The sequence below is a fragment of the Kribbella sp. NPDC048928 genome (assembly GCF_043197975.1).
GTDB lineage: Bacteria > Actinomycetota > Actinomycetes > Propionibacteriales > Kribbellaceae > Kribbella.
In genome coordinates this window covers 37,092-57,291 of sequence record NZ_JBICUC010000005.1, presented here as the reverse complement: position 1 = coordinate 57,291, position 20,200 = coordinate 37,092, and the positions used below count along the sequence as shown (strand labels likewise).

Annotated in this window: 18 protein-coding genes; 10 read left to right on the top strand and 8 right to left on the bottom strand. The window is 64.3% G+C overall.

The features are described from left to right. Positions 1–52 precede the first annotated feature (52 nt). On the top strand, positions 53–427 hold the full coding sequence (locus ACGFI6_RS22320; protein WP_393121436.1) for a hypothetical protein: 375 nt from the start codon (positions 53–55) through the stop codon (positions 425–427). A 928-nt stretch (positions 428–1,355) separates the two neighbouring features. On the opposite strand, the gene ACGFI6_RS22315 is transcribed toward ACGFI6_RS22320, so the two are convergent. From ACGFI6_RS22315 to ACGFI6_RS22300, 4 genes are read right to left on the bottom strand one after another with little or no spacing between them, the layout of a single operon-like run. Then, the gene (locus tag ACGFI6_RS22315; RefSeq protein WP_393121433.1) at positions 1,356–2,144 is read right to left on the bottom strand and encodes a DUF6602 domain-containing protein; all 789 of its coding nucleotides are present in this window, start codon (positions 2,142–2,144) and stop codon (positions 1,356–1,358) included. After that, complete coding sequence (locus tag ACGFI6_RS22310) at positions 2,141–2,638, bottom strand: Mov34/MPN/PAD-1 family protein (protein WP_393121430.1); 498 nt, start codon at positions 2,636–2,638, stop codon at positions 2,141–2,143. Before ACGFI6_RS22310 ends, ACGFI6_RS22315 begins: the two co-directional genes overlap by 4 nt. Further along, the gene (locus ACGFI6_RS22305; RefSeq protein ID WP_393121427.1) at positions 2,625–4,061 is read right to left on the bottom strand and encodes a ThiF family adenylyltransferase; all 1,437 of its coding nucleotides are present in this window, start codon (positions 4,059–4,061) and stop codon (positions 2,625–2,627) included. Before ACGFI6_RS22305 ends, ACGFI6_RS22310 begins: the two co-directional genes overlap by 14 nt. Next, the gene (locus tag ACGFI6_RS22300) at positions 4,058–5,065 is read right to left on the bottom strand and encodes a nucleotidyltransferase (protein WP_393121424.1); all 1,008 of its coding nucleotides are present in this window, start codon (positions 5,063–5,065) and stop codon (positions 4,058–4,060) included. The genes ACGFI6_RS22305 and ACGFI6_RS22300 overlap by 4 nt, the downstream gene beginning before the upstream one ends. 1,291 nt (positions 5,066–6,356) lie before the next feature. On the opposite strand from ACGFI6_RS22300, the gene ACGFI6_RS22295 reads away from it, so the two are divergent. Both ACGFI6_RS22295 and ACGFI6_RS22290 read left to right on the top strand, forming a co-directional pair. Next, positions 6,357–6,695 carry a DUF2116 family Zn-ribbon domain-containing protein gene (locus tag ACGFI6_RS22295; protein WP_393121422.1) on the top strand — a complete coding sequence of 113 codons (339 nt, stop codon included), beginning with the start codon at positions 6,357–6,359 and terminating at the stop codon, positions 6,693–6,695. 481 nt (positions 6,696–7,176) lie between these two features. After that, positions 7,177–7,566, top strand: coding sequence for an exonuclease domain-containing protein (locus ACGFI6_RS22290; protein WP_393122514.1), 390 nt, complete (start codon positions 7,177–7,179; stop codon positions 7,564–7,566). 13 nt (positions 7,567–7,579) lie between these two features. On the opposite strand, the gene ACGFI6_RS22285 is transcribed toward ACGFI6_RS22290, so the two are convergent. Then, a complete protein-coding gene (locus tag ACGFI6_RS22285; RefSeq protein ID WP_393121419.1) occupies positions 7,580–8,470 on the bottom strand; it encodes a phosphotransferase enzyme family protein in 891 nt (296 codons plus the stop codon). Continuing rightward, positions 8,467–9,852 (bottom strand): helix-turn-helix domain-containing protein, encoded by a 1,386-nt coding sequence (locus tag ACGFI6_RS22280; RefSeq protein WP_393121416.1) that lies wholly within the window; start codon positions 9,850–9,852, stop codon positions 8,467–8,469. The genes ACGFI6_RS22285 and ACGFI6_RS22280 overlap by 4 nt, the downstream gene beginning before the upstream one ends. A 286-nt stretch (positions 9,853–10,138) precedes the next feature. Here ACGFI6_RS22280 and ACGFI6_RS22275 point away from each other — a divergent pair, with 286 nt between their 5' ends. Next, positions 10,139–10,483: a hypothetical protein gene (locus tag ACGFI6_RS22275; RefSeq protein WP_393121413.1), complete on the top strand. Its 345-nt coding sequence runs from the start codon at positions 10,139–10,141 to the stop codon at positions 10,481–10,483. Positions 10,484–10,512: 29 nt separating this feature from the next. Then, entirely contained in the window at positions 10,513–10,836 is a 324-nt protein-coding gene (locus ACGFI6_RS22270; RefSeq protein WP_393121410.1) for a hypothetical protein, read from the top strand. A 221-nt stretch (positions 10,837–11,057) separates the two neighbouring features. On the opposite strand, the gene ACGFI6_RS22265 is transcribed toward ACGFI6_RS22270, so the two are convergent. After that, on the bottom strand, positions 11,058–12,758 hold the full coding sequence (locus ACGFI6_RS22265; RefSeq protein WP_393121407.1) for an AIPR family protein: 1,701 nt from the start codon (positions 12,756–12,758) through the stop codon (positions 11,058–11,060). 418 nt (positions 12,759–13,176) lie between these two features. On the opposite strand from ACGFI6_RS22265, the gene ACGFI6_RS22260 reads away from it, so the two are divergent. Then, the gene (locus tag ACGFI6_RS22260; RefSeq protein ID WP_393121404.1) at positions 13,177–14,514 is read left to right on the top strand and encodes a tyrosine-type recombinase/integrase; all 1,338 of its coding nucleotides are present in this window, start codon (positions 13,177–13,179) and stop codon (positions 14,512–14,514) included. Positions 14,515–14,527: 13 nt separating this feature from the next. Here ACGFI6_RS22260 and ACGFI6_RS22255 read toward each other — a convergent pair whose 3' ends face one another. Continuing rightward, positions 14,528–15,862, bottom strand: a complete 1,335-nt coding sequence (locus ACGFI6_RS22255; RefSeq protein WP_393121401.1) for an acyl-CoA dehydrogenase family protein — start codon at positions 15,860–15,862, stop codon at positions 14,528–14,530. Positions 15,863–15,951: 89 nt separating this feature from the next. On the opposite strand from ACGFI6_RS22255, the gene ACGFI6_RS22250 reads away from it, so the two are divergent. The 4 genes from ACGFI6_RS22250 to ACGFI6_RS22235 are packed head-to-tail and all read left to right on the top strand — an operon-like array spanning position 15,952 to position 20,192. Then, positions 15,952–16,704, top strand: a complete 753-nt coding sequence (locus ACGFI6_RS22250; RefSeq protein ID WP_393121399.1) for a TetR/AcrR family transcriptional regulator — start codon at positions 15,952–15,954, stop codon at positions 16,702–16,704. Then, entirely contained in the window at positions 16,701–17,978 is a 1,278-nt protein-coding gene (locus ACGFI6_RS22245; RefSeq protein WP_393121396.1) for an acetyl-CoA C-acetyltransferase, read from the top strand. Before ACGFI6_RS22250 ends, ACGFI6_RS22245 begins: the two co-directional genes overlap by 4 nt. Positions 17,979–17,986: 8 nt before the next feature. Continuing rightward, entirely contained in the window at positions 17,987–19,333 is a 1,347-nt protein-coding gene (locus ACGFI6_RS22240; protein WP_393121394.1) for a 3-oxoacyl-ACP reductase, read from the top strand. A gap of 1 nt (position 19,334) precedes the next feature. Then, complete coding sequence (locus tag ACGFI6_RS22235; RefSeq protein WP_393121391.1) at positions 19,335–20,192, top strand: MaoC/PaaZ C-terminal domain-containing protein; 858 nt, start codon at positions 19,335–19,337, stop codon at positions 20,190–20,192. Positions 20,193–20,200: the final 8 nt, after the last annotated feature.

The window sequence follows — 20,200 nt, the reverse complement described above, 5'->3', positions numbered from 1 at the left end:
AATTCAGCGGGCAGGCACAGGCCAGCTCGGGACAATCTCTCTCGGAGGACTGATGAAGGCACGTGCACTGGGGGCACTGGTAGGTGGCGCGGTGATGCTGAGCGGGGTGATGGTGGCAAGCCCAGCGCATGCCGCCACGACATTCGTGACCTCGCCGGACGGCGGGGCGTCAGGGCAGGTGTCCGTCGCGGCAAGCGAGGCCGTCACCCTGATCGTCAACGACAAAAGCTGTGACGCACGAGGGGCGACGCTGCACTACTACATCACTGGCGTCTGGCACACGCTGTCGGACGGCAGCTGCCACGGAGGCGCAGTCGCCCTTGGGCCCTTCATGGGTGCCGGCTCCCAGATCAAGGTCTACGTGTGCAACACGAACACGCGCACCGGATACAAGAGCTGCTCATCGACGAAAACCATCTACATCTGAGCACGCGACACCTGGACTCTGCCCGGCCCACGGACGAGCGAACGCCGCCATGCACCTCCGCTCCTGACGCTAGCCGGGCAGGCCACAGTCCGCCCAGAATCGCCGCCACTACGCATCTAGTTCAGGCGACATCTCGCGGGTATAGGCCGTAGCAGCGCAAGGTTGGTGTACGGGGATCCGCGACGCCGAGGCAGCCCAGGCCGATTACAACGCTCACGGTCCCGGACGATCAGACCTCGTTCGCGGCTGCTCGGTACCGGACCATTCGGAGCGGGCGAAGCCACCCGCCCAACCTGGAGCGGACGGTCACCCGTTGCAGACTGCTGCGTGGACCGCGAGGATGGATGAGCGATTCCGGCCACGGCAGATGCCACTAAATCTGCGGCATCCACCGATCGGACCGCCTGGCGTGGTTCGAGGGCGTCTGCGTCAACTCGCTCCGAGCCGAGCCCTAGTGCGGCACGGTCACTAGTGAGCGCAGCAAGCGTCCCGCGGGCGCCAGCCCGCAACTCCGCCGGCGGCAGCCGGCGCTGATGTGCCGGCGGCAGCCGGAGGGTGGGCGGGAGCGTGCGTAGCGGACGCGAAAGGAGCGCAGCGACGAAGCGCCCGCGCAGCACGCGTGGGGTTCTACACCACACTCCCCCTACAACCTCACTCACCTGATGCGCATGCCTGAGATGGCTCGGCTGATTACCAGACGCTGGATTTCTGAGGTGCCTTCGAAGATGGTGTAGATCTGTTCGAGCCGCGCGCATTCCCGACAGCACTTGTCCCGATGCAGCCCCTGACCTGCGCTTTGTGTCTCGTCCCTACTCGTCCGTGCTCATGCGCTGTCAGCGTCCCACGGAGCTGTGACGGAGCAGGCACTTGCCTTCGGCAACTACAGAATCGCTGATCGCAGACGGTTATGACGCCGCCACTTGTCGGATCACCTGGAGGGCTGCCCGGGCGTGTTAGGACTACCCGGTAACACCCCGGCCTCGTACATGGTCATGTCCACAGCAGGAACGCTGCCAATGGCTTGCAGTTGGCGAAACAGACGGATCGCGAAGTGGATGAGCTGGTCCCCGCCTTCCCTCGTCTCCAGTTCGACCTGGACGGAGTCGCTCTCGATAGTTGGCGTGTAGTCGAAGGCAAACTCGTCCAGGCAGATTCCGATGTTCAGGAACTCATCATCAGCCGCCTCGGGCTGAGTCTCCTTCAACTTCTTGACCGGGTCTTTGAGGTCTGGCCTCGTTGTGAGGATGCCGCCGATGATCGGCCTCAGCCGGATCTCTTCGGCGGCGAACCTTCCGCCCTTGTGTACGACTGCCTGGGAGGTACGCTCCAGCCTTCTGACACTGCCCACCTTCTTCCGTGCGGCCCTGAGGTACTTGCCGCTGAACTCGGGCTTGACCTCGAATACCGCGTACACACTCTCGACGGGCACGAAGCGGACTCCAGCTGCGGTACCGAACCACTGCGGTGAAAAGTGCGTGTCATACACAGCAGCGTCGATCTGCTCGCTCATGTTGCCATGGTGGTCGACAGCGAAGATCGGCCCGACGATATACCGGGACGGGAGAAAGTCTCGGATGAGACCGACCCAGTCAGCTTCTCCCTGATCTCCGCGTGTCGTGGGATGACTCGTAACATCGCGAATCGCGAGGAATGAGGCTCTCATCGCGGCTTCCTTGTTTCGAAAGGCAGCTGCGATGTCGAACGGAGGCTTGGTCACGGCTCCATCCTCTCAAGAACCGCCGGCGTTAGGGCGCGGCGATGCGGCCAGCGGCCCCTACCGATGACGACGTGGGGAATAACATCGTCATCCGCTGTCACCGCGAGGACCATCAGCACAACAGGTCTGCGACTCCGCCGACTGATGGCGACCAACTCTTCTAGATCGATATCACTGGGCGGTCGGGCGGCCGGGTGACTGTGCCACTCGCCTATGTATCCCATGCGATGATCTTCAAGCCCTGACAGATATTTGGTCAGCACACTCTGAGCGAGATCATGCTTTCGATCGTAGTGGTTCAAGCCCGACTGGTCGTCCGAGACAACCAGGATCTCATGGACTACGGCTGTCTTAGGACCCTCCCACCAGCCAACCAAGATTCCACCGACTTCCTTGAGCCCTGACTCAATCGCGTGACGCACACCGAGGGCAAGCGCCTGACGTGAGACTCGAACTGTGGGATCGCCACTCCGTGGGCGGTCATCGGTAATCACGAATGATTCCAGCCGTGCAGATTGGAACGCCCATCAGCATGCCAACAGCGCAGCGCGCTGCAAGGGACGCCGCCTCCAGGACTGCGAACGCCGACGTCTGTGAGACAGGATCGCCGCATCCAGCCTCGAATCTGAGATCCTCTCGACTCGGCGTCGGCCCCAGGTCCGTGGCAGCTAGCGAGTCGCCCTCCAACGGTGGGACAACATCGACTCGGACCACACCACCTTCCGCCTGGATGCACACCGTCAAAAGACGATGGCCGCCCGCCGTGGCGGCCTTCACCAGCATGTCGGTGGTTCCCCCAGCTGCGGACGCGTCGATGACAAGGTCGTGCTCCCCGAACAGACTCATGATGTGCTGCGGCGGTGGTGCAGGTCTGGCGACCGCGCGGATCCTGGTTGAGTTGAACGGGCGCGACTCGATGAGATGCTTAATCGCATCTACCTTTGCGAGTCCGACCATGTCAGCGCCCGCGAGATGGCGGATCAGATTGCCTGGACGTACGACGTCCGGGTCGTAGACGGTGATGGTTCCGATACCAGCTCGGGCCAGTAGATCGCACAAAAACGAACCAATCGCGCCGGCACCAACAACTGCCACGCTCGCAACCGACAGTTTCTCCGCATTGGGCCCCGCGCGGAGCGCAAGAGTCAGAGGCGCCTCGCTGGCGCTGCGAACCGCAGCTAGTTCGATGGTGCCAGACTTGGACCTCGACGCTCGGAGCGTCGCCGCGGCATCGACGCCCCCACGCGAGTATCTGACAATGAGGTACTCGAGGCGCCGGTCGCGTACAGCGGACTCAATAGACTGCGCGTCTTCCGCTGGAAGCATCACCTTCAGATCTTCCCAGCTCGCAGGCGGGGTGTCCGGCTCGCCGAGAGCAGCCAGATACCCAAACGCACGGTTCCGCTTGAGACCTTGGGTTCCCTTAGGGATTGATCGCGCCCCCACAAGCCGCGTGACATTTTTCTCCCGCCGAAAACCAATGAACCGATTGGTGATGGAGTCGAGGTCGCCATACACGACGAGTGGTTCGTCTGGGAGTTGCGGGAAGTAGCGCTCGAGGTCGAGATCTGGCGAGTCTGCCGTCCAACCGGAAGCCGACTCGTCTAGCCATCGAGCGACTGTTCGCAGGAAGTTGTCGACATCGAGCCATGGCAGGTTCTCGCGTCCGTCCGCTGGGTAGAGACACATCGCGCCGCTGAGTTCGCGATGCCAGGAACACGGGTAGTCGTTCGGTGGCGAGACGATCGGCGGCGTGAATGGGAACGCATCTGGGAGCTCGATCCTGAGCTCGATGGGCCCGTCAATGCCCGGCAGATCCCCGGTCAGCATACGTCCATCAGCGTGGAAGCCGCGCTGTTCGAGCTGCTCCACGAACTCCGCGGACGCGGCTTCGATGGCATCTTCCCAGTCCGTCATCCGAACCGGCGATCTCCTGCTGGAACATTCCGGGTGCCTGGCGTGATCAGGGCCGCCGACTCCCTCTTCGTTCCATCCTCGTTGTAGCCCGGCGGCATAGGGAACACAATGTCACCGTCGCCGTTCTTGCCGAGAAGCTCCCGAAAGGCCACTGCCGCCTTGCCAGCGTCGGTCTGAGTGTACGCCTCACGTGCCTTTGTCGCCGCGGAGCGAAACCGGTCTCGCGCGGCTTCCCACTGCTTGTCGGTGGCCCGGAAGGTGAGCGTCTGACCAGGCATGGTCGGGTCGGGCAAAGACCTGCCCCACGCCACCTTGTCTCCGAGATAGTCGGCGATCGACTCGAGCGCGGTTACGTATCCAATCGTCAGCCCGTCCTTGCTGACTCGCGAGTTGACGCAAGCGTCGTAGAGTGCCAACTCAACGAAGAGGCCGCCGGGACGCTTATCGAGGATAGTGCGCCGAGTCTGGCGAACAAGCTTGACTAGCCTGACGTAGTCTCCGTCGTACGTCTCATTCATCGCGGTCTTGAGCGTCGTGAGTTCTTCTGGGTTGGTCATCTGCCATTGGCCGTCGCGCGTCGGGATCTCCCAGTATCCGTCAGTTCGTTTGCGCGCCGGGACGGCATCGACGTGAAGCCCGTCGAACTCCGGGAACTCGATGGTAATCGAGCGAGCTTGTCTCTTCACTCGCTTGTTGCCATCAGAGTCGACGCCGAAGCTGGAGTCGAGCACCGCGTAGAACGTGTCGAGCACCGTCGAGGCCGCAACTTCCGTGCCGATGTCATCCATCCGGCAGAAGACATCGACGTCTTTGACCCGGCGGATTGAGACATCACGCTTGTATGACCCGATGAGCACCGGGTTGACACCCCACGACTCGAGGTCGTCGGCCGACGTTAGTGACGCGCGGACCTCCTGGTGAGCCTTGGGCGCGTTCGCCTTGTCGTCCGGCGACGGCTCGACAGACTCAAGGGCCTTGCTGAATTGATTGCTGAGGATGGCCATGCTTCCGTCCTTCTGTTCTTCCTGCCACGCTCGGCGCGACTTCTCACACACCGCCGTCGTTGCTCGGGGCACCCTTTTAGATGACCCGAGATCATGATTGGATACAAACGAGACCCCGGAACGGCCTGAGGTGTTACGAGCACTTCAGTACGGCCGGGGTTTCCTACGTCTCCGACGCCGCCTACGTCAGAGCTTGCCGCACGCATCGGCCAGCCCGCAGGCCTGCACCGGAACGTTCAGACTGGTGATCCAGGGCTCACAGAGCGTCGTTGCGATTACGGCTCTCGACCACAGAGCCATGTCTCACGTCATCGTTCTGCCCTTCGTCCTTAGCCTCGTAACGGCGACACCACGATTCGGCAGCGCGCCATCGGATCGGGTCTGCCCCCGACCTGCCTGACATTCTGCGGCGCAACAGATCCTCAACGATGTGCGCCACGCCGCGCGTGTCGCGTTGCGCCCGATATTCGTTCACAGGTAAAGCGCTCGCTTGATCTCCTAGGCTCGGCATCGAGTCCGAGACCGCAGGCACCCCTGCCCTGCGGGCCGGCCTGCTTCCCCTCGCACCTGTCGAAAACTGCGAGCCAGGCGGCAGAGCACAACCTGCCCATCCGAGCCGAGTCTGGCGCGATGTTCGTCGGCCACTGGCCCCAGTATCGACCTACCACCAAGCGGCATGGTGAGGAACTGCAGCGTGTTGTGTGTCGCCTCCGTCGAGGTAGGTCGAACTTGACCAACCAGCACGGCCTACCGGCGCATCAGCCCTGTTGTTCATGCTGCCCGTTTCCCGTCGCGCGACCAGGGCAGGGACCAGGGCATACCCGTGCCCCGTCACGTCAGGCTTGGTCGTCAGGCACCGTAGATGAGTGTCTTGTGAAGGGAGATCTCATGGCCAACAAGAACGAAGGCGAAAGACTCCCAGGCGTCGACGCCGGGATGGGCAGCGCGAGATGATCCGACTCGCCGGTGCGGGCTGTCCTCGCGCTAGACCTCGGCGGCGCCACGCTGGCAACCAGCCCGACGCCGGCGCTCCCGCCAACCTCGTCCCGCGCCCGGCCCTTGATGTCGCAACCCAGGACTTTCCTCGGAGGCGCCAGTTGGCCTGCGATCGGTATGCCACAGCGTCGCCGAAAGCCGGCTCCACCTGAACCGCCGCCCTCGTCGGCAACCGCACACCGCCTTTCGGCCAGAACTGAGTACGGCGACCACTGGCACACATCTTGCATCCGAGGCGTGTCACCTATCTGCAACGCGTATTCCGATACTTCTGCGGGCCGCACGTTGAGTCGTTATGGACGATCTACCACCTCCGTTCGGACACGATCTGAGCGCGCGCCAACACGTCTGTGAGCACTGCGCGGACATCTACACCGCGGCCAGATCCGACCAGCGCTTCTGCTCAGATCGCTGTCGCCTCCGCAACCGGCGACGGCGTCGGCGAGTCCGCTCGGCAGAGGCGATCGAGGCCGAGCACGTCACCTTGCTCCTCGCGGAAGTCGACCGATTGCAGCGCCAAATCACTGAGCTCCAACAGGCCAACTCAACGCTCCGGGAGGCACTTTCTCAGGCACAGGAGCGCTTGATCACCGCGATGCCGTGGCCGCGGCGGCTCTATGGGTCTCGGGGCTGAAATCGGCCAAGCCTGCCCAGCGACGCGGACTGGTTCCGTCCTGGCTTAGCACCTTGTGAAGCAGTTCAGGTCCAGGCGGATGTTGGGTGCTGTGGCCCACCAGTCGCCCGCGACGCGCGCCAGTTCGGATGCGGCGCCAAAGCAGTCGGCGGCGGCAGACTTGAAGTGGCTCGACACGTCCACACCACCGGACGCACACACGCGACCGCCCCGGCGGCACGATCATCGGAGGGTAGGCGACGAAGAATGGAGCAACCTACGGATCTGTGGACGGCATTCGACTACGCCGTTGTCGACGTCGAGGGCAACGGACAGCGGCCACCGGATCTGGTCGAGATCTCGATTGTCGCGATCAAGGGCGGCTTGATCGGCCAGCCGCGGAGCTGGTTGGTTCGATCGCCACGGCCGATCACTCCGATGGTGCGACGCTTCCACAAGATCACGGACGACCAGGTCGCCGACGCTCCCGGCCGTTGCCGACATCGAAGCCGAATTGCACTGGGCGCTGAGCGACAAGGTCTTCGTTGCCCACAACGCCCACGTCGATCTCGGGGTTCTCGGCCGTGAGCTTCCAGCCTTCCAACCGGCTCGCGTCGTGGACACCCTCAAGCTCGCGCGACGACTACTTCCGGGCCGCGACTCGTACACGCTCGGGGCGCTCGTCGACGCGTGTGGGCTAGCTGGAGGGCTTCCGGTCGACCTTGTGCCGCACCGCGCAACCTACGACGCGCTGGTCTGCGCCCGACTCCTGTCGCATTTGGCGACGCCTCCCGGGCGCGAGCCGCTCACGTTCGCCTCACTGGTGGATGCCACAGTCGGCAAGACCGCAACAAGCAACGCAGCGGTTGAGGTACCCGCGACCCTCTTCTGAGCCGCTGCAACCGCTACTTGTAGCGGTGCCAGAGTTCGCTAGCGCCCGATCGGAGCGTGGCTAGCCGGTGCGCGTGGACCCTTGCGATGTCGGGGCGGTTGCGGAGGTCGGTGATGACGCTCGTGACTAGGACTAGTTCGCGGATGCGGCGGAGGGTGGGCCAGGAGGGAAGGGTGGTGACGTCCAGGCCGTAGGTGGCGGCTAGGGCATCGTGGTCCTGAGTCGCGCCGAAGCGGAGGGCGCTGACGGCGGCTACTACTAGGTCGTAGGCGAGAGGGCCGATGCTGGTGCCGTCGAAGTCGCAAAGGACGAAGCGACCGGTCGGCTCCTTCAGGAGGTTCCCTATGTAGGCGTCTCCGTGGAGTAGGCCCATCCGGAGGTCGGGAGTGAGGTCTCGGTAGTCGGCTTCGGTTTTGGCCCACTGTTCAGTGAGCCAGGCGTGGTCGTCAGCGGTTAGACCGTCGGCCAACGCGAGGCGGCTGCGTGCGCTGCTGAAGGGGTCCCAGGGCTTGAGGTTGGGCATCGGTTCTAGTTTGTGCCAGCCGAGTAACGGTGCTGCCAGCGCGGCGCCGGTCCACGCGGGGTTGCTGCCTTCGAGGAGCTGCCAGATGGTGGCCGAGTAGTTCTCGAACAGGACGGGCTGGGTCAGATCTGGAGCGAGTCTGACGGCCGGCGCATCATGCTGCTCGAGCCAGGTGGCGATTCGGGCGACGTGGTCGGCGCGTTGGCTGGCGAGGTCGCCTGCTCCGAACCTGACGACGACGCCTTGGCTGGGAAGTCGGTACACGGCGTTGTTCGTGTACTTGATGAGTTCGGCTTCGTCCGGGAGAAGGCCTGCTTCTTGGCAGATTCCTTTGAGGGCGTGCTTGAGCCGTTGGTCGAGCTCTGGGGACAGGTTCGTCATGCGGTGAGGGCCTTCGGCGCGGTTGTGCGGACAGATTCGAGCTGGTGGAGCAAGTCGACGGCGTCGGAGCTACCGGAATGATGCGACGCTGCGGTGCCGATCTCCGCGAGCCGGCTGAGGCCACGGCCGCTGCGGAGGACTTGGGCTTCCTTGATCACGTCGCGAGCTATGTCGACGCCGGCGTCCAGTTCGTTAGTACGCAGCAGGTTCGTCGACAAGATGATTCGGTCGAAGGTGCGGCTTCGGTGCGATCGGTCCGGGCCGGACTCGGTGATGGCCTGCTGCGCGAATTCGACAGCGCGTACGGCGTACTGGCGGGCTTGTGTCTCGTCCTTTGCGTAACCAGACAGCGAGTTGTAGACCAACGCCTGATGGCCGGTGTAGTCGCCTGGCGTGAAATACAGCGTCGTCCACGGCGACACCCGGCTCTTGTCGGCGCGGCCCATCTCGTGTTCTGCACGAGCAAGTGCGTCGAGGACGTGATCGTGCTTGCCGAGCATCGCGTAGGCGAGCGCTTCGTTCGCGTGCAGTCGTGCGACCTCGGCTGGATCGCCCGCGTCCTGTGCCGCGAGCTGGCCAAGCTGGAGCATCTTCAGCGCCTCGACTGGTTGGGCTTCTTGCATGCTGACCCGACCGAGCCGATACAGGATCGAAGCTGCGAGGGAGGGCTCATCGGCATCTTTGGCGAGGACGAGAGCGTTCATCAGGAAGCGTCGAGCCGCTGCTTGATCGCCGATGTCGTGGAACGACCAACCGAGCATGCTGCTGAAATCCGCTAGAGACACCTTGAGGTCCCGGTGGGTGCGTTGGTCTGCGGTCGAGTGGATCATCCGCCGCGCGTACCCATAGAAACCGCGGGCCGCGTCAACCGCTGCTCCCCCGCCATAGCGCTGATCGAGCTTCCGGAACTCTAGGGTCATCGACCCGACTTGTTCGACGTCAGAATCGGTGATCACAGGCGGTACCGCGGCCAAACTGTTCGGCACCTCGGGAAGCCACTTCCGTGCCTGGTCACTGACCGAGCCGAACGCGACGCTCGCAACCGCGCCGGCGAAGTCCCGGCGATCCTCGCAGGTCAGTTCACTCGACTTGTCGCTCTCCCCCTCGGCAGATGAGCCGTATGCGAGGCCCATCCGTCCGCGCGGAATCTCGAACGCGTCGGCGACACGTTCAAGGACGTCGTACGCCTTGACCTGGCGACCGTTGAGGATCTCTGAGACCTCGCCCTGGGATTGATAGGTGCGGGCTCCGATCTGCGTTTGACTCCAGCCGTGCCGCTGCAGCCAGCGGAAGATGCCCGCAACGTCACGCGACGCCAGGACAGGACGCAGCTCCGCCTGGTCCCACCAGGAGGAGTCGAGCTGCGGCTGCGGTGCCGTCATCGTCACTCCTTGTCTCTAGGCGGCTCTGCGAAGTTAGCCCGAGCGCATCCGGTGCGTCTATCGGCTCGGCCGATAGGTCGGCTCGATGAGCACAGCCTGTAGTGGTGGCCGCCGTCACAGCGCCATGGTGTGGATACAGAGTGTTACATCCACTGACAAAGGACGCCCACCATGACGACGCCACTGTTCATCGTGATCTGCCTGGCCGCGGGGCTGACGATCGCAATGCTCACCGATCTGTTCCGAGACCTGTCCGGCCGCAACGAGTGACATGGTGGCAGGACAGATGACCAGCACTCTTCCAGGTACAGATCACCACGAGCGGGGCGACGCCATGCGGGCGTACGGCTACATCCGGAAGCACTTCCTCATGAACGAGACGGAGTTGGCCAGCGCTCGAAAACTCGTCGTCGACGCTGCTCAGATTCGTGGCGTTCAGCTGCTAGCGATTCACGTTGAGGAGATCGAGACGTCGCCCGAGGCGTTCCACGATCTGCTGGCGGTCGTGATGCAGGAGGCACAGCGAATGATCATCACGCCCGACGTCCAGCACCTTGAGGTGGCCGGCGAGCCGTCGTCGGTTCGACAGCGACTTGAGTCCAACGGCATCACGATCGTGGTCGGCGGCTAGCCAGCGCGACCTAGGAACGAGTGGTGCAGATGCGGACGACCCCAGCCCTCGGGTTCATCTCGATGTCCTTCGTACGCAATACCGGCGAGCTCCTCGCGATCCGTCGACAGCTGAAAGCGTTCGCGACCGAGCACGGGCTCCAGCTCATCAAGGTGTATGTCGAGGAACCCGGTCCGCCCAGCGCGGCCTTCGACCTTCTCGAATCGCTCCTGGAGTCCGACGGGCAGCCGCTCGTCGTTCCAACGCTGCACCACCTCGCCGTACTCGGGCACCCCGCGCAGATCAGAGACCATCTCCGCCACTGCACCCATGAGGTCCTGATCGCCATCAAGCCGGCGGAGCGGACGTGCTGAGGGGACATCCCTCGTTCTCCTCAAGTCCCCTGCACCCCGCGTCCGTTCCGCCGCTCCACCAGGAGCGCTGCCCGATCCACCTCACTGAGTCGGGCGGCGTTCCCGGCCCGGAAGCTGCGTCCGCTCAGCGCACTTGTTGTCTGAGCGGACGCGGCGCGGGAACCCGAGCACAGGGCCAGGCTCACAGCTAACCTCCCGACCTAAATGGGTGACACGGAGGCTCAACTTCTGGGGCTACTCAGCAAGTAGCGCTGTGCTCGCTCTCGTAGCCGCTCGCTAGTCATCGGGTCCTTTGCCACCTTCTCGAGGAGAACCTCACCTCGACGGCCCGCCACATATTTGAATTCCTCTTGGACAAGCGGCAGAAGCTGACGAAGGAGTCGATCGCCAGCAATCTCCAATGAATCCGCCAGATCGTTCGCCTTCGGCTGCATCTTGCGTGTCATCGCCACCGCACACAGCATCGCCAAGTGGAAGACGAAGTCGTCGACGTTCCCCCTCGTATGAAGAGAATTCCTCAAGAATTCCTCAGTGCGCCGTAGCAGAGTGATGGCGACCGAGTACATCTGGATCGGATATGACTCATTGAACACATCGCCGTAAATCTCTTCATCGAATATCTTCGAGGCCTGACCGCGCGCAACGTGAGGAACTTGCACCAGAGTGGACATTACCGCTTGCCCCATCTGATCAATGGAAACCAACTTGGCGAGCGGGATACTGCGATTCTGATAGTAGTTCTTCCGCCGCTCATAGAATAGTCCCTGTGATCTCAGATGTTCCTCGATTTGCCGCTGGACTTTGTCTGTCGCCCGCAATGCACTCAATCCGAGTGCCGTCTGACTATTTGTAGCTTGGATGATTCGATCTTTAACCCTGTCATCAGCCGCCTGAATGACCTTCACCAGAACGCTTCGGTTCTCAGTGAAACCATGCGCGGCGCCACGCTTGAAAATCTCGTGCGAGGTTTGAAGACCGTTCACGATCTGCGGAGACTCCAATGCGAGCAGCTTGCTCGCCGGCTGCACCTTGTCCGCAACGATGGTTACCCCGTTGTTTAGCCACCAGAAGTCGACGTCTCGATCTTCGTGTTCGAGTGTCGTCTGGATGCTGCGGTTGACTCCCGTCTCTCCCTCATAGTCACGCACGTTGGCCTCGAACAGCGATGCATCGAGCTTCCCGGAGTCATCCGTGATGAAACGCTGGTACTCATCGAGCTTGACTACTCCGATATATCCACCAGCCGTGTCAGTGGAGATCGGATTCTCTGCCAGTGCGAGCTCCCGACTAGTCGAGGGACGATCACGGGCCATGTCAGCGATGCTCGCAGCATCGAGGAAATGTACACCAGGCGTACTAGACCCGAACGACTCTTTCAATCTTTCCGCCAGAAACTCGCCCTTCGACACGACGTTCTCGTGCACAACTTCCGCACGCAAGGAGCCGAACGCACAGAAGATACTCAGGTTCGGCATGTCCAGCGATCGGTAGGCATTGAGAAATCTGCGAGTTATCTCGATTACCTTGCCATTAAATCGTTTCGCTAGCACCTGCTCATCGCGCGCGAAGTCAAGCAACAACGGTAGATGCACGAACATTTTATCGATGGCAGACTCGGAGAAGCCTTTTGAGTTCTTGACCTGCAGAAAGATCAGATCCATCTGAACGTTACGGCCGAGAGCCGAGAGGTCCGTATCGTCTCGAACACAGTAGCCATTCACAAAGATGTAGGCTGCATCAAGTCCTCCGTCATTCGAACCGTCAACGATGCCTGCCAGCAGATCATCGTGCCCGGGCCGATACAGACGGAGATAGTGCTTTGAAACGAAATACGCTTCCTGTTCAGCGACAGACAGCCCTGTCATTTCTGTTCGAGATCGATTAATCATGTCCTCGAGCAGGATCACGTCGTTTGAGCTCATGGTCTCCCCCCATGCGCAAGTCGCGTTACTCTCCCCCACTCGCAACTGAGTTGCGAGAACCTGCATCTTAGCCCTGCTCGGCACCCGAACCCGCACAATTGGTACCACTCTGTGATGAGTTCGAACACGCAAGCAGTGGAGTCCAAGCTAAAGACAGCTGTTCCACGGGCGGGACACCGATGGCCACGTTGCACGTGCCCTCGGTCTGTCATCGCGTCGGTTCTCCCACACTTCCGCTCGGTGTCGGACGATCCCTATCGATCTGCACGAGCACGGTCCCGGGGCGCTCCATCCGTCCTGCCCGCGTGCACCAGGAGTCACCGCGATTGGGGTTGCTTTGATCCGTAGCCAATCGACCGAAAGGTCAGGCCACCAAACGTTGAGCGGCTGGACATCAACGTGATGGAGGGCGACAGCAATGGCATACGTGAAGGATCAGTGGACTCGGGCTGTGAAGCAGGCCGATGGGACGACGGAGCGGGTTCGTACGGCTAAGTGGGGGCGGGGGAAGCGGTGGTTGGCGGGGTGGGTGGATCCGGAGGGCCGGGAGCGGTCTAAGGCGTTTGGGACCAAGACGGCTGCGGAGCGGCATGGGGCTGCGATGGAGACGGATCGGGAGCGCGGGGAGTACATCGATCCGGAGGCTGGGAAGGTTCGGTTTGAGGAGGTTGCCGGGAGGTGGCTGGCTTCTCGGGTGGTGGATCCGGCGACGGCTATGAAGTACGAGTCGTCTTTGCGGTTACACGTCGTACCGGTGTTTGGGCGGCGGCAGTTGCGGACGATCAAGCCTTCGGAGATCGCTGCGTGGGTGGCTGGGTTGGATGCTCGGTTCGGGTCGTCTACGGCGCGTACGGCGTACCTCGTCCTGCACGGGACGTTGGAGGTTGCCGTTGACGATGAAGCGATCAAGCGGAACCCGGCGAAGGCGCGAGTGGTCAAGGTGCCGGCGGAGAAGGGCGGGAAGACGACCGCCTGGAGTGACGAGGTTGTGCTGCGGATCGTCGAGGGGCATCCGCCGCCGTACCGGCCGATTGCCTCGATCGGGGCTGCGTGCGGGCTGCGGCAAGGTGAGCTGTTCGGGCTCGCAGAGGAGGACGTCGACTTCGACGAGATGGTGATTAATGTCCGCAGGCAGGTGAAGAAGCTGGGCCGGGAGTTTGTGTTCGCACTACCCAAGAACGACACCGAGCGGACCGTGCCCATGTCGGAGGGTGTGGCCTTGATGCTGACGGAGTACATCGAGACCACGAAGCCGCGCGAGTACACCTTGCCGTGGGAGAAGGTCGACGGGAAGCCGCTCACGATCGACCTCTTGTTCCGGTGGACAGACGACAAGCACATTCGGGCGCGGACGTACGACGAGCTCGTGTGGAAGCCGGCGCTCTTCCACGCTGGCGTCATACCGGAGCCAACGAAGGACGCACGAGGCCGGCGGCAGTACTTCTCCAGCCGCGAGAACGGGATACATGCGCTGCGGCATTACTACGCGAGCATCACCCTGGCGGACGGCGTGAACATCAAGGAGCTGGCGCAGTACCTGGGGCACGGCGATCCCGGATTCACGCTCCGCCTCTACACCCACATGCTGCCTTCATCGCATGAGCGGGCGCGGAAGGCCGTTGACTCGCGGCTGGCCCGGTTGTTCGCGATGGAGGCTCACGGAGCTGTGACGGAGCTGGCCGCCGGCCGGTCCCCCGTGACCCACTGGGAACCAGACGGCGGCCAGTCTCTCGACGACCCTGGATTCGGGCTGTGACCTGCGGAAACGTCTACCTGATGCGCATCCCCGAGATCGCGCGGGCGATCACCAAGCGCTGGATTTCTGAGGTGCCTTCGAAGATGGTGTAGATCTTGGCGTCTCGGTGCATTCGTTCTACGGGGTATTCGCGGGTGTAGCCGTTGCCGCCGAGGATTTGGATGGCTTCTTCGGTGACCTTGACGGCTACTTCGCCGGCTTTGAGTTTGGCCATGGAGCCTTCGCCGTGGCGGTAGTCGGGGGTTTCGCCGCGCATCAGGGCGGCGGACATGTTGGCGGCTCGCCAGACCAGCAACCGGGCGGCGTCGATTTCCATGGCCATGTCGGCGAGTTTGAAGGCGATGCCCTGGTTGTCGATGATCGGGCGGCCGAACTGCTCGCGGGTTTTGGCGTAGTCGAGGGCCACTTCGTACGCCGCCCGCGCGATGCCGATGGCCTGGGCGCCAACGATGTGACGAGTCATCTCAAAGGTGGCCATCGAGGCGTTGCGCCCGGTCGAGCCCTTGCCGGACTCGAGGGCTTCGCGGGCTCGGGCCAGGCGGGCGTCGAGCTTTTCCTTGCCGCCGAGGACGTTGGCGGCAGGGATGCGGACGTTGTCGAAGAAGACGTCGGCGGTGTGTGAGGCGCGCAGGCCGTGTTTGCGGAGCTTGGTGCCCTGCTCGAGACCGCGTACCTCCGTCCGTGGTACGACGAACGCTGCCTGCCCCTTCGTACCCAGGGACGGGTCGACGGTGGCGATCACCACGTGGATGTCCGCGATGCCGCCGTTCGTCGCCCAGGCTTTCTGCCCGTTGATGACCCACTCGTTGGAGACCGAGTCGAAGACCGCGCGGGTACGAATTGCCGACACGTCCGACCCTGCGCCCGGTTCGGACGAGCAGAATGCGGCGACGCGGACATCGTCCGGGGTGCCGTAGCAGCGCGGCATCCACTGGCTCCACTGCTCCGGTGTGCCATTCGAGAAGATCGCCGACGACGCGAGCCCGGTGCCCTTGAGGGACATGCCGATGCCGGCGTCACCCCAGAACAGTTCCTCGTGTACGAGAGGCATCAGCAGCCCGGACGGGTCCACGAAGAGGTTGATGTTGGCGTCCAGACCGTACAGACCGATCTTGGCCGCCTCCTGGATGACCGGCCACGGCGTCTCCTCGCGCTCGTCCCACTCGGCGGCGGCGGGACGGATGACGTCCGCCGCGAAGGTGTGGGCCCAGTCGCGGATCTCCCGCTGCTCGTCGTTCAGCGCGAGCGAGAACGGGCTCCAGCCCGGCTTCGACCGCTCGGCGCCGAGCTCACCGGCAAGCGCCATCACGTCGGCGGAGACAGCGGACTTGGGATCGGTCAGGGTCATCAACATCCTCCAGCAGCGGCAGTACGATGTTACCGACGAGTGTAACCGTCGTTTGCACCAAGGGGTACCACTGTGGCTAAGATCGGTTCATGAGCTCCGCGCTGCTCGCGATCGGACGCCGCCGGACGACGGCGGAGCGTCGGCGTGACCGGGAGCGGGACATCATCCGCGCCACCCGGGAGATCTTCGACGAGCGTGGCACGATCGACGCCCAGATCGACGATATCGCCAAGCGCGTGGGGATCAACAAGGCGCTGATCTACCGGCACTTCTCCGGCAAGGAGGAGCTGTTCGCGCTCACCCTGGTCGACTACCTCGCCGAGCTGGACGAGCGCCTCCGGGAGACCGACAATCCGCGCCGCGCACCGCTCAACCGGCTCAAGGCGCTGAGCGAGGCGTTCGTCGACTTCTGCCTGCAATACCCGGCCTTCACCGACTGCGCGATGAGCCTGTTGCGCCGCACCGGCGAGGAACTGTTCGGCGAGATCACCGAGCCGGTGATGGTCAAACTCGGTACGGCGATGGCCGCGCCGCTCGACCGGATCGCCGAGATCCTGAAGGCCGGCCAGCGTACCGGGGTGTTCGACGAGGTCGACACCGCCTATCTCGCCAACCATCTGTACACGCAGACCCTCGGATCGTTGCACATGGCAAGGGTCGGTCTGATCGTGTCGGGCAGCCAACCGGGACATCCGGTGGTGCATCATGCCGATGTCGGCACCGTCCGGTCGACGGCGATCACCGCCACGCTCGCCACCGCCGTAGGACAGAAGGCCCTACGCCCAGCAGGAAAATCCAGCAGGCCCCAGACCCGCTCCACTAGAGCAGGAGAGACATCGTGACCGAACCACGCAAGGTGGCCGTGGTCGCCGGCAACCGGATTCCGTTTGCCCGGCAGGACAAGACCTACCGGCACGCCTCCAACTCCGACATGCTCACCGCCGCGCTGAACGGTCTCGTCGACCGCACCGGCCTCGGCGGTCAGGAGGTCGGCGAGGTGGTCGCCGGAGCGGTCCTCAAGCACGCCCGCGACTGGAACATGGTGCGCGAGGTGGTGCTCGGGTCGAAGCTCGCCCCGACCACCCCGGCGTACGACATCCAGCAGGCCTGTGGGACCGGTCTCGAGGCGGCGATCCTGGTCGGTAACAAGATCGCCCTCGGCCAGATCGACGCGGGCATCGCCGGCGGCGTCGACACCGCCTCGGACGCGCCGCTCGCCGTCAACGATCACCTGCGCAGCGTGCTGCTCGATCTCAACCGCGCCAAGACGTACCCGGACCGCCTGAAGGTCCTGGCCCGCGTGCGCCCGAAGGACATCGTCCCGGAGATCCCGCGCAACGCCGAGCCGCGGACCGGGAAGTCGATGGGCGACCACGCCGCGCTCACCGCGCTCGAGTGGGGCATCACCCGCGAGGCGCAGGACGAGCTGGCCTACCGCTCACACATCAACCTCGCGAAGGCGTACGACCGCGGCTTCCAGCAGGACCTGATCACCCCGTACCTCGGTCTCGAGAAGGACCAGAACCTCCGCCCCGACACCACCCTCGAGAAGCTCGCCAAGCTCCGTACGGTGTACGGAAAGGGCGAGACCGCGACGATGACGGCCGGCAACTCGACCCCGCTGACCGACGGCGCGTCCGCGGTCCTGCTGTCCACGGACGAGTGGGCCGAGGAGCACGGTCTGCGCCCGCTGGCGTACCTGACCCACTCGCAGACCGCCGCGGTCGACTACGTGAAGGGCGCCGAGGGCCTCCTGATGGCTCCCGCGTACGCCGTGCCGCGGATGCTCGCCCGCGCCGGACTCAGCCTCCAGGACTTCGACTACTACGAGATCCACGAGGCGTTCGCGTCCCAGGTTCTCTCCACGCTGAAGGCGTGGGAGGATCCGATCTTCTGCAAGGAACGGCTCGGCCTGGACGCTCCGCTCGGCGAGATCGACCGAAACAAGCTGAACGTGAACGGCAGCTCGCTGGCCGCGGGGCACCCGTTCGCGGCCACCGGCGGGCGGATCGTCGCCGCGCTGGCGAAGCAACTGGACGAGAACGGCGGCGGCCGCGGGCTGATCTCGATCTGCGCCGCGGGTGGCCAGGGTGTCGTCGCCATCCTCGAGAAGTAGGAGCTGAGATGACGGATCGCTACCAGACCTTCACCCGGACGCCGCTCGGCAAGACCCTGGTGAAGAACCTGGGCCTGCCCGACCCGCTGCCGCTGCCCCGCTGGACCGAGGGTGCGCCGGTGATCGACGGCACGGTCGTCTTCGGCGCGATCGGCGAGACCGACGCCGGCAAGGCGATCCAGGCCCTGCTGCGCGACATCGGCGCCTCCTTCAGTACGGCCACCGAAGGCGTCGCGTCGATCGGGATCCGCCCGAAGGCTCTGGTCTTCGACGCCACCGGCGCGACCTCGACCGCGGACCTGTCCAGCCTGCAGCGGTTCTTCTCCCCCGTCATCCGCCAGCTCGCCCCGGCGGGACGCGTGATCGTCGTCGGCCGTACGCCCGAGCTCGCGACCTCCACCGACCAGCACGTCGCGCAGCGCGCCCTCGAGGGCTTCACGCGCAGCCTCGGCAAGGAGGTGAAGCGCGGCGCCACCGTCAACCTCGTGTACGTCGCGCCGGACGCTCACGAGCAGCTCGACTCGACGCTGCGCTTCTTCCTGTCCCCCAAGTCGGCGTACGTCGACGGCCAGGTCGCCCGGATCGGGACCGGCCCACTGGTCAGCAACGACCCGAACCGGCCGCTGGCGGGACGTACGGCATTGGTGACCGGAGCCGCCCGCGGAATCGGCGCCGCGATCGCCAACACCCTGGCCCGCGACGGCGCGACCGTCATCGGTGTCGACGTACCGCAGAACGCGGACCCGCTGCGCAAGGTGATCTCCAGGATCGGCGGCACCGAACTCCTCCTGGACGTCACCGCCGTCGACGCCGCGCAGCGGATCGCGGCGCACGCGCAGGAGCAGCACGGCGGTCTCGACATCGTCGTGCACAACGCCGGCATCACCCGCGACCGCCGCCTGGTGAACATGCGGACCGACGCCTGGGACGCCGTCCTCGACGTCAACCTGCGCGCGCCCGAGCGGATCACCAAGCACCTGGTCGAGTCCGGCGCGCTCCGCGACGGCGGCTCGATCGTCGGCGTCTCGTCGATGGCCGGCATCGCGGGCAACAACGGCCAGACGAACTACGCGACCTCGAAGGCCGGCGTGATCGGCATGGTGCAGGCGCTCGCGCCGGTGCTCGCGGACAAGCAGATCCGGATCAACGCCGTCGCGCCCGGCTTCATCGAGACCGAGATGACCGCGAAGATCCCGTTCACGATCCGCGAGGTCGGCCGCCGGCTGAACTCGCTGCAGCAGGGCGGCCTGCCGATCGACGTGGCCGAGACGATCGCCTGGTTCGCGGATCCGGCGTCCGCGGGCGTCACCGGCAACGTCGTCCGCGTCTGCGGCCAGAGCCTCCTGGGCGCCTGACATGCCGACCCGACGGTACGACGACTCCCCCGGCCTCGGCTCGCTGTACGCACGGACCGTCAAGGCCACGCTGCGGCGCGCCGACTACGAGCCGAACGAGGACGGCCTGACGCTCGAGCTCCCCCGGTCGGCGATCGACCAGGACCACCTGACGGCGTATCGCGAGGTCACCGGTTTCCAGGCCGGTCCCGCACTCCCGCCGACGTACCCGCACGTCCTGGCCTTCCCGCTGCACCTGGACCTGATGTCCGACCCCTCGTTCCCGTACAAGCCGATGGGGATCGTGCACCTGTCCAACACGATCACCCAGAAGCAGCCGCTCCCGCTGCACGCGGAGCCGTCGATCCGCGTGCACAGTACGCCGGAACGCCCGCACCCCAAGGGCACCGTGTTCGACGTGATCAGCGAGGTGTTCGTCGATCACGAGCTGGTGTGGAGCGACCTCACCACGCTGCTCAGCCGCTCCGCCGGTACGCCGGACGCGCACGCCGACCTGCTGCCGGACCCAGTGCTCAGCGCGGACGCCTGGTGGGACCTGCGCGGCAACCTCGGCCGCCGGTACGCCTCGGCGTCCGGCGACCGGAACCCGATCCACCTGTTCAAGCTCACCGCCCAGGCGTTCGGGTTCCCGCGCCAGATCGCCCACGGCATGTGGGCCAAGGCCGCCGCGCTCGCCTCCATCCAGCGGTCCGGTCAGCTGCCGGACGCGTTCACGGTCCGCGTGGACTTCCGCAAGCCGTTGCTGCTCCCGTCGCGCGTCCAGTTCGGCCACCAGCCGGCCGGTAAGACACTCGACTTCGCGCTGTACGACGAGCAGCACGACGTGACGCACCTGATCGGCCAACTGCAGGAAGGCTGAACCGCCAG

Coding starts and splice junctions, on each gene's coding strand:
- ACGFI6_RS22280 (WP_393121416.1), bottom strand. CDS start 9,852: ATGACGGCACCGCAGCCGCAGCTCGACTCCTCCTGGTGGGACCAGGCG.
- ACGFI6_RS22285 (WP_393121419.1), bottom strand. CDS start 8,470: ATGACGAACCTGTCCCCAGAGCTCGACCAACGGCTCAAGCACGCCCTC.
- ACGFI6_RS22295 (WP_393121422.1), top strand. CDS start 6,357: ATGGACGATCTACCACCTCCGTTCGGACACGATCTGAGCGCGCGCCAA.
- ACGFI6_RS22305 (WP_393121427.1), bottom strand. CDS start 4,061: ATGACGGACTGGGAAGATGCCATCGAAGCCGCGTCCGCGGAGTTCGTG.
- ACGFI6_RS22300 (WP_393121424.1), bottom strand. CDS start 5,065: ATGGCCATCCTCAGCAATCAATTCAGCAAGGCCCTTGAGTCTGTCGAG.
- ACGFI6_RS22270 (WP_393121410.1), top strand. CDS start 10,513: ATGCGGACGACCCCAGCCCTCGGGTTCATCTCGATGTCCTTCGTACGC.
- ACGFI6_RS22250 (WP_393121399.1), top strand. CDS start 15,952: ATGAGCTCCGCGCTGCTCGCGATCGGACGCCGCCGGACGACGGCGGAG.
- ACGFI6_RS22265 (WP_393121407.1), bottom strand. CDS start 12,758: ATGAGCTCAAACGACGTGATCCTGCTCGAGGACATGATTAATCGATCT.
- ACGFI6_RS22240 (WP_393121394.1), top strand. CDS start 17,987: ATGACGGATCGCTACCAGACCTTCACCCGGACGCCGCTCGGCAAGACC.
- ACGFI6_RS22275 (WP_393121413.1), top strand. CDS start 10,139: ATGACCAGCACTCTTCCAGGTACAGATCACCACGAGCGGGGCGACGCC.
- ACGFI6_RS22235 (WP_393121391.1), top strand. CDS start 19,335: ATGCCGACCCGACGGTACGACGACTCCCCCGGCCTCGGCTCGCTGTAC.
- ACGFI6_RS22320 (WP_393121436.1), top strand. CDS start 53: ATGAAGGCACGTGCACTGGGGGCACTGGTAGGTGGCGCGGTGATGCTG.
- ACGFI6_RS22255 (WP_393121401.1), bottom strand. CDS start 15,862: ATGACCCTGACCGATCCCAAGTCCGCTGTCTCCGCCGACGTGATGGCG.
- ACGFI6_RS22260 (WP_393121404.1), top strand. CDS start 13,177: ATGGCATACGTGAAGGATCAGTGGACTCGGGCTGTGAAGCAGGCCGAT.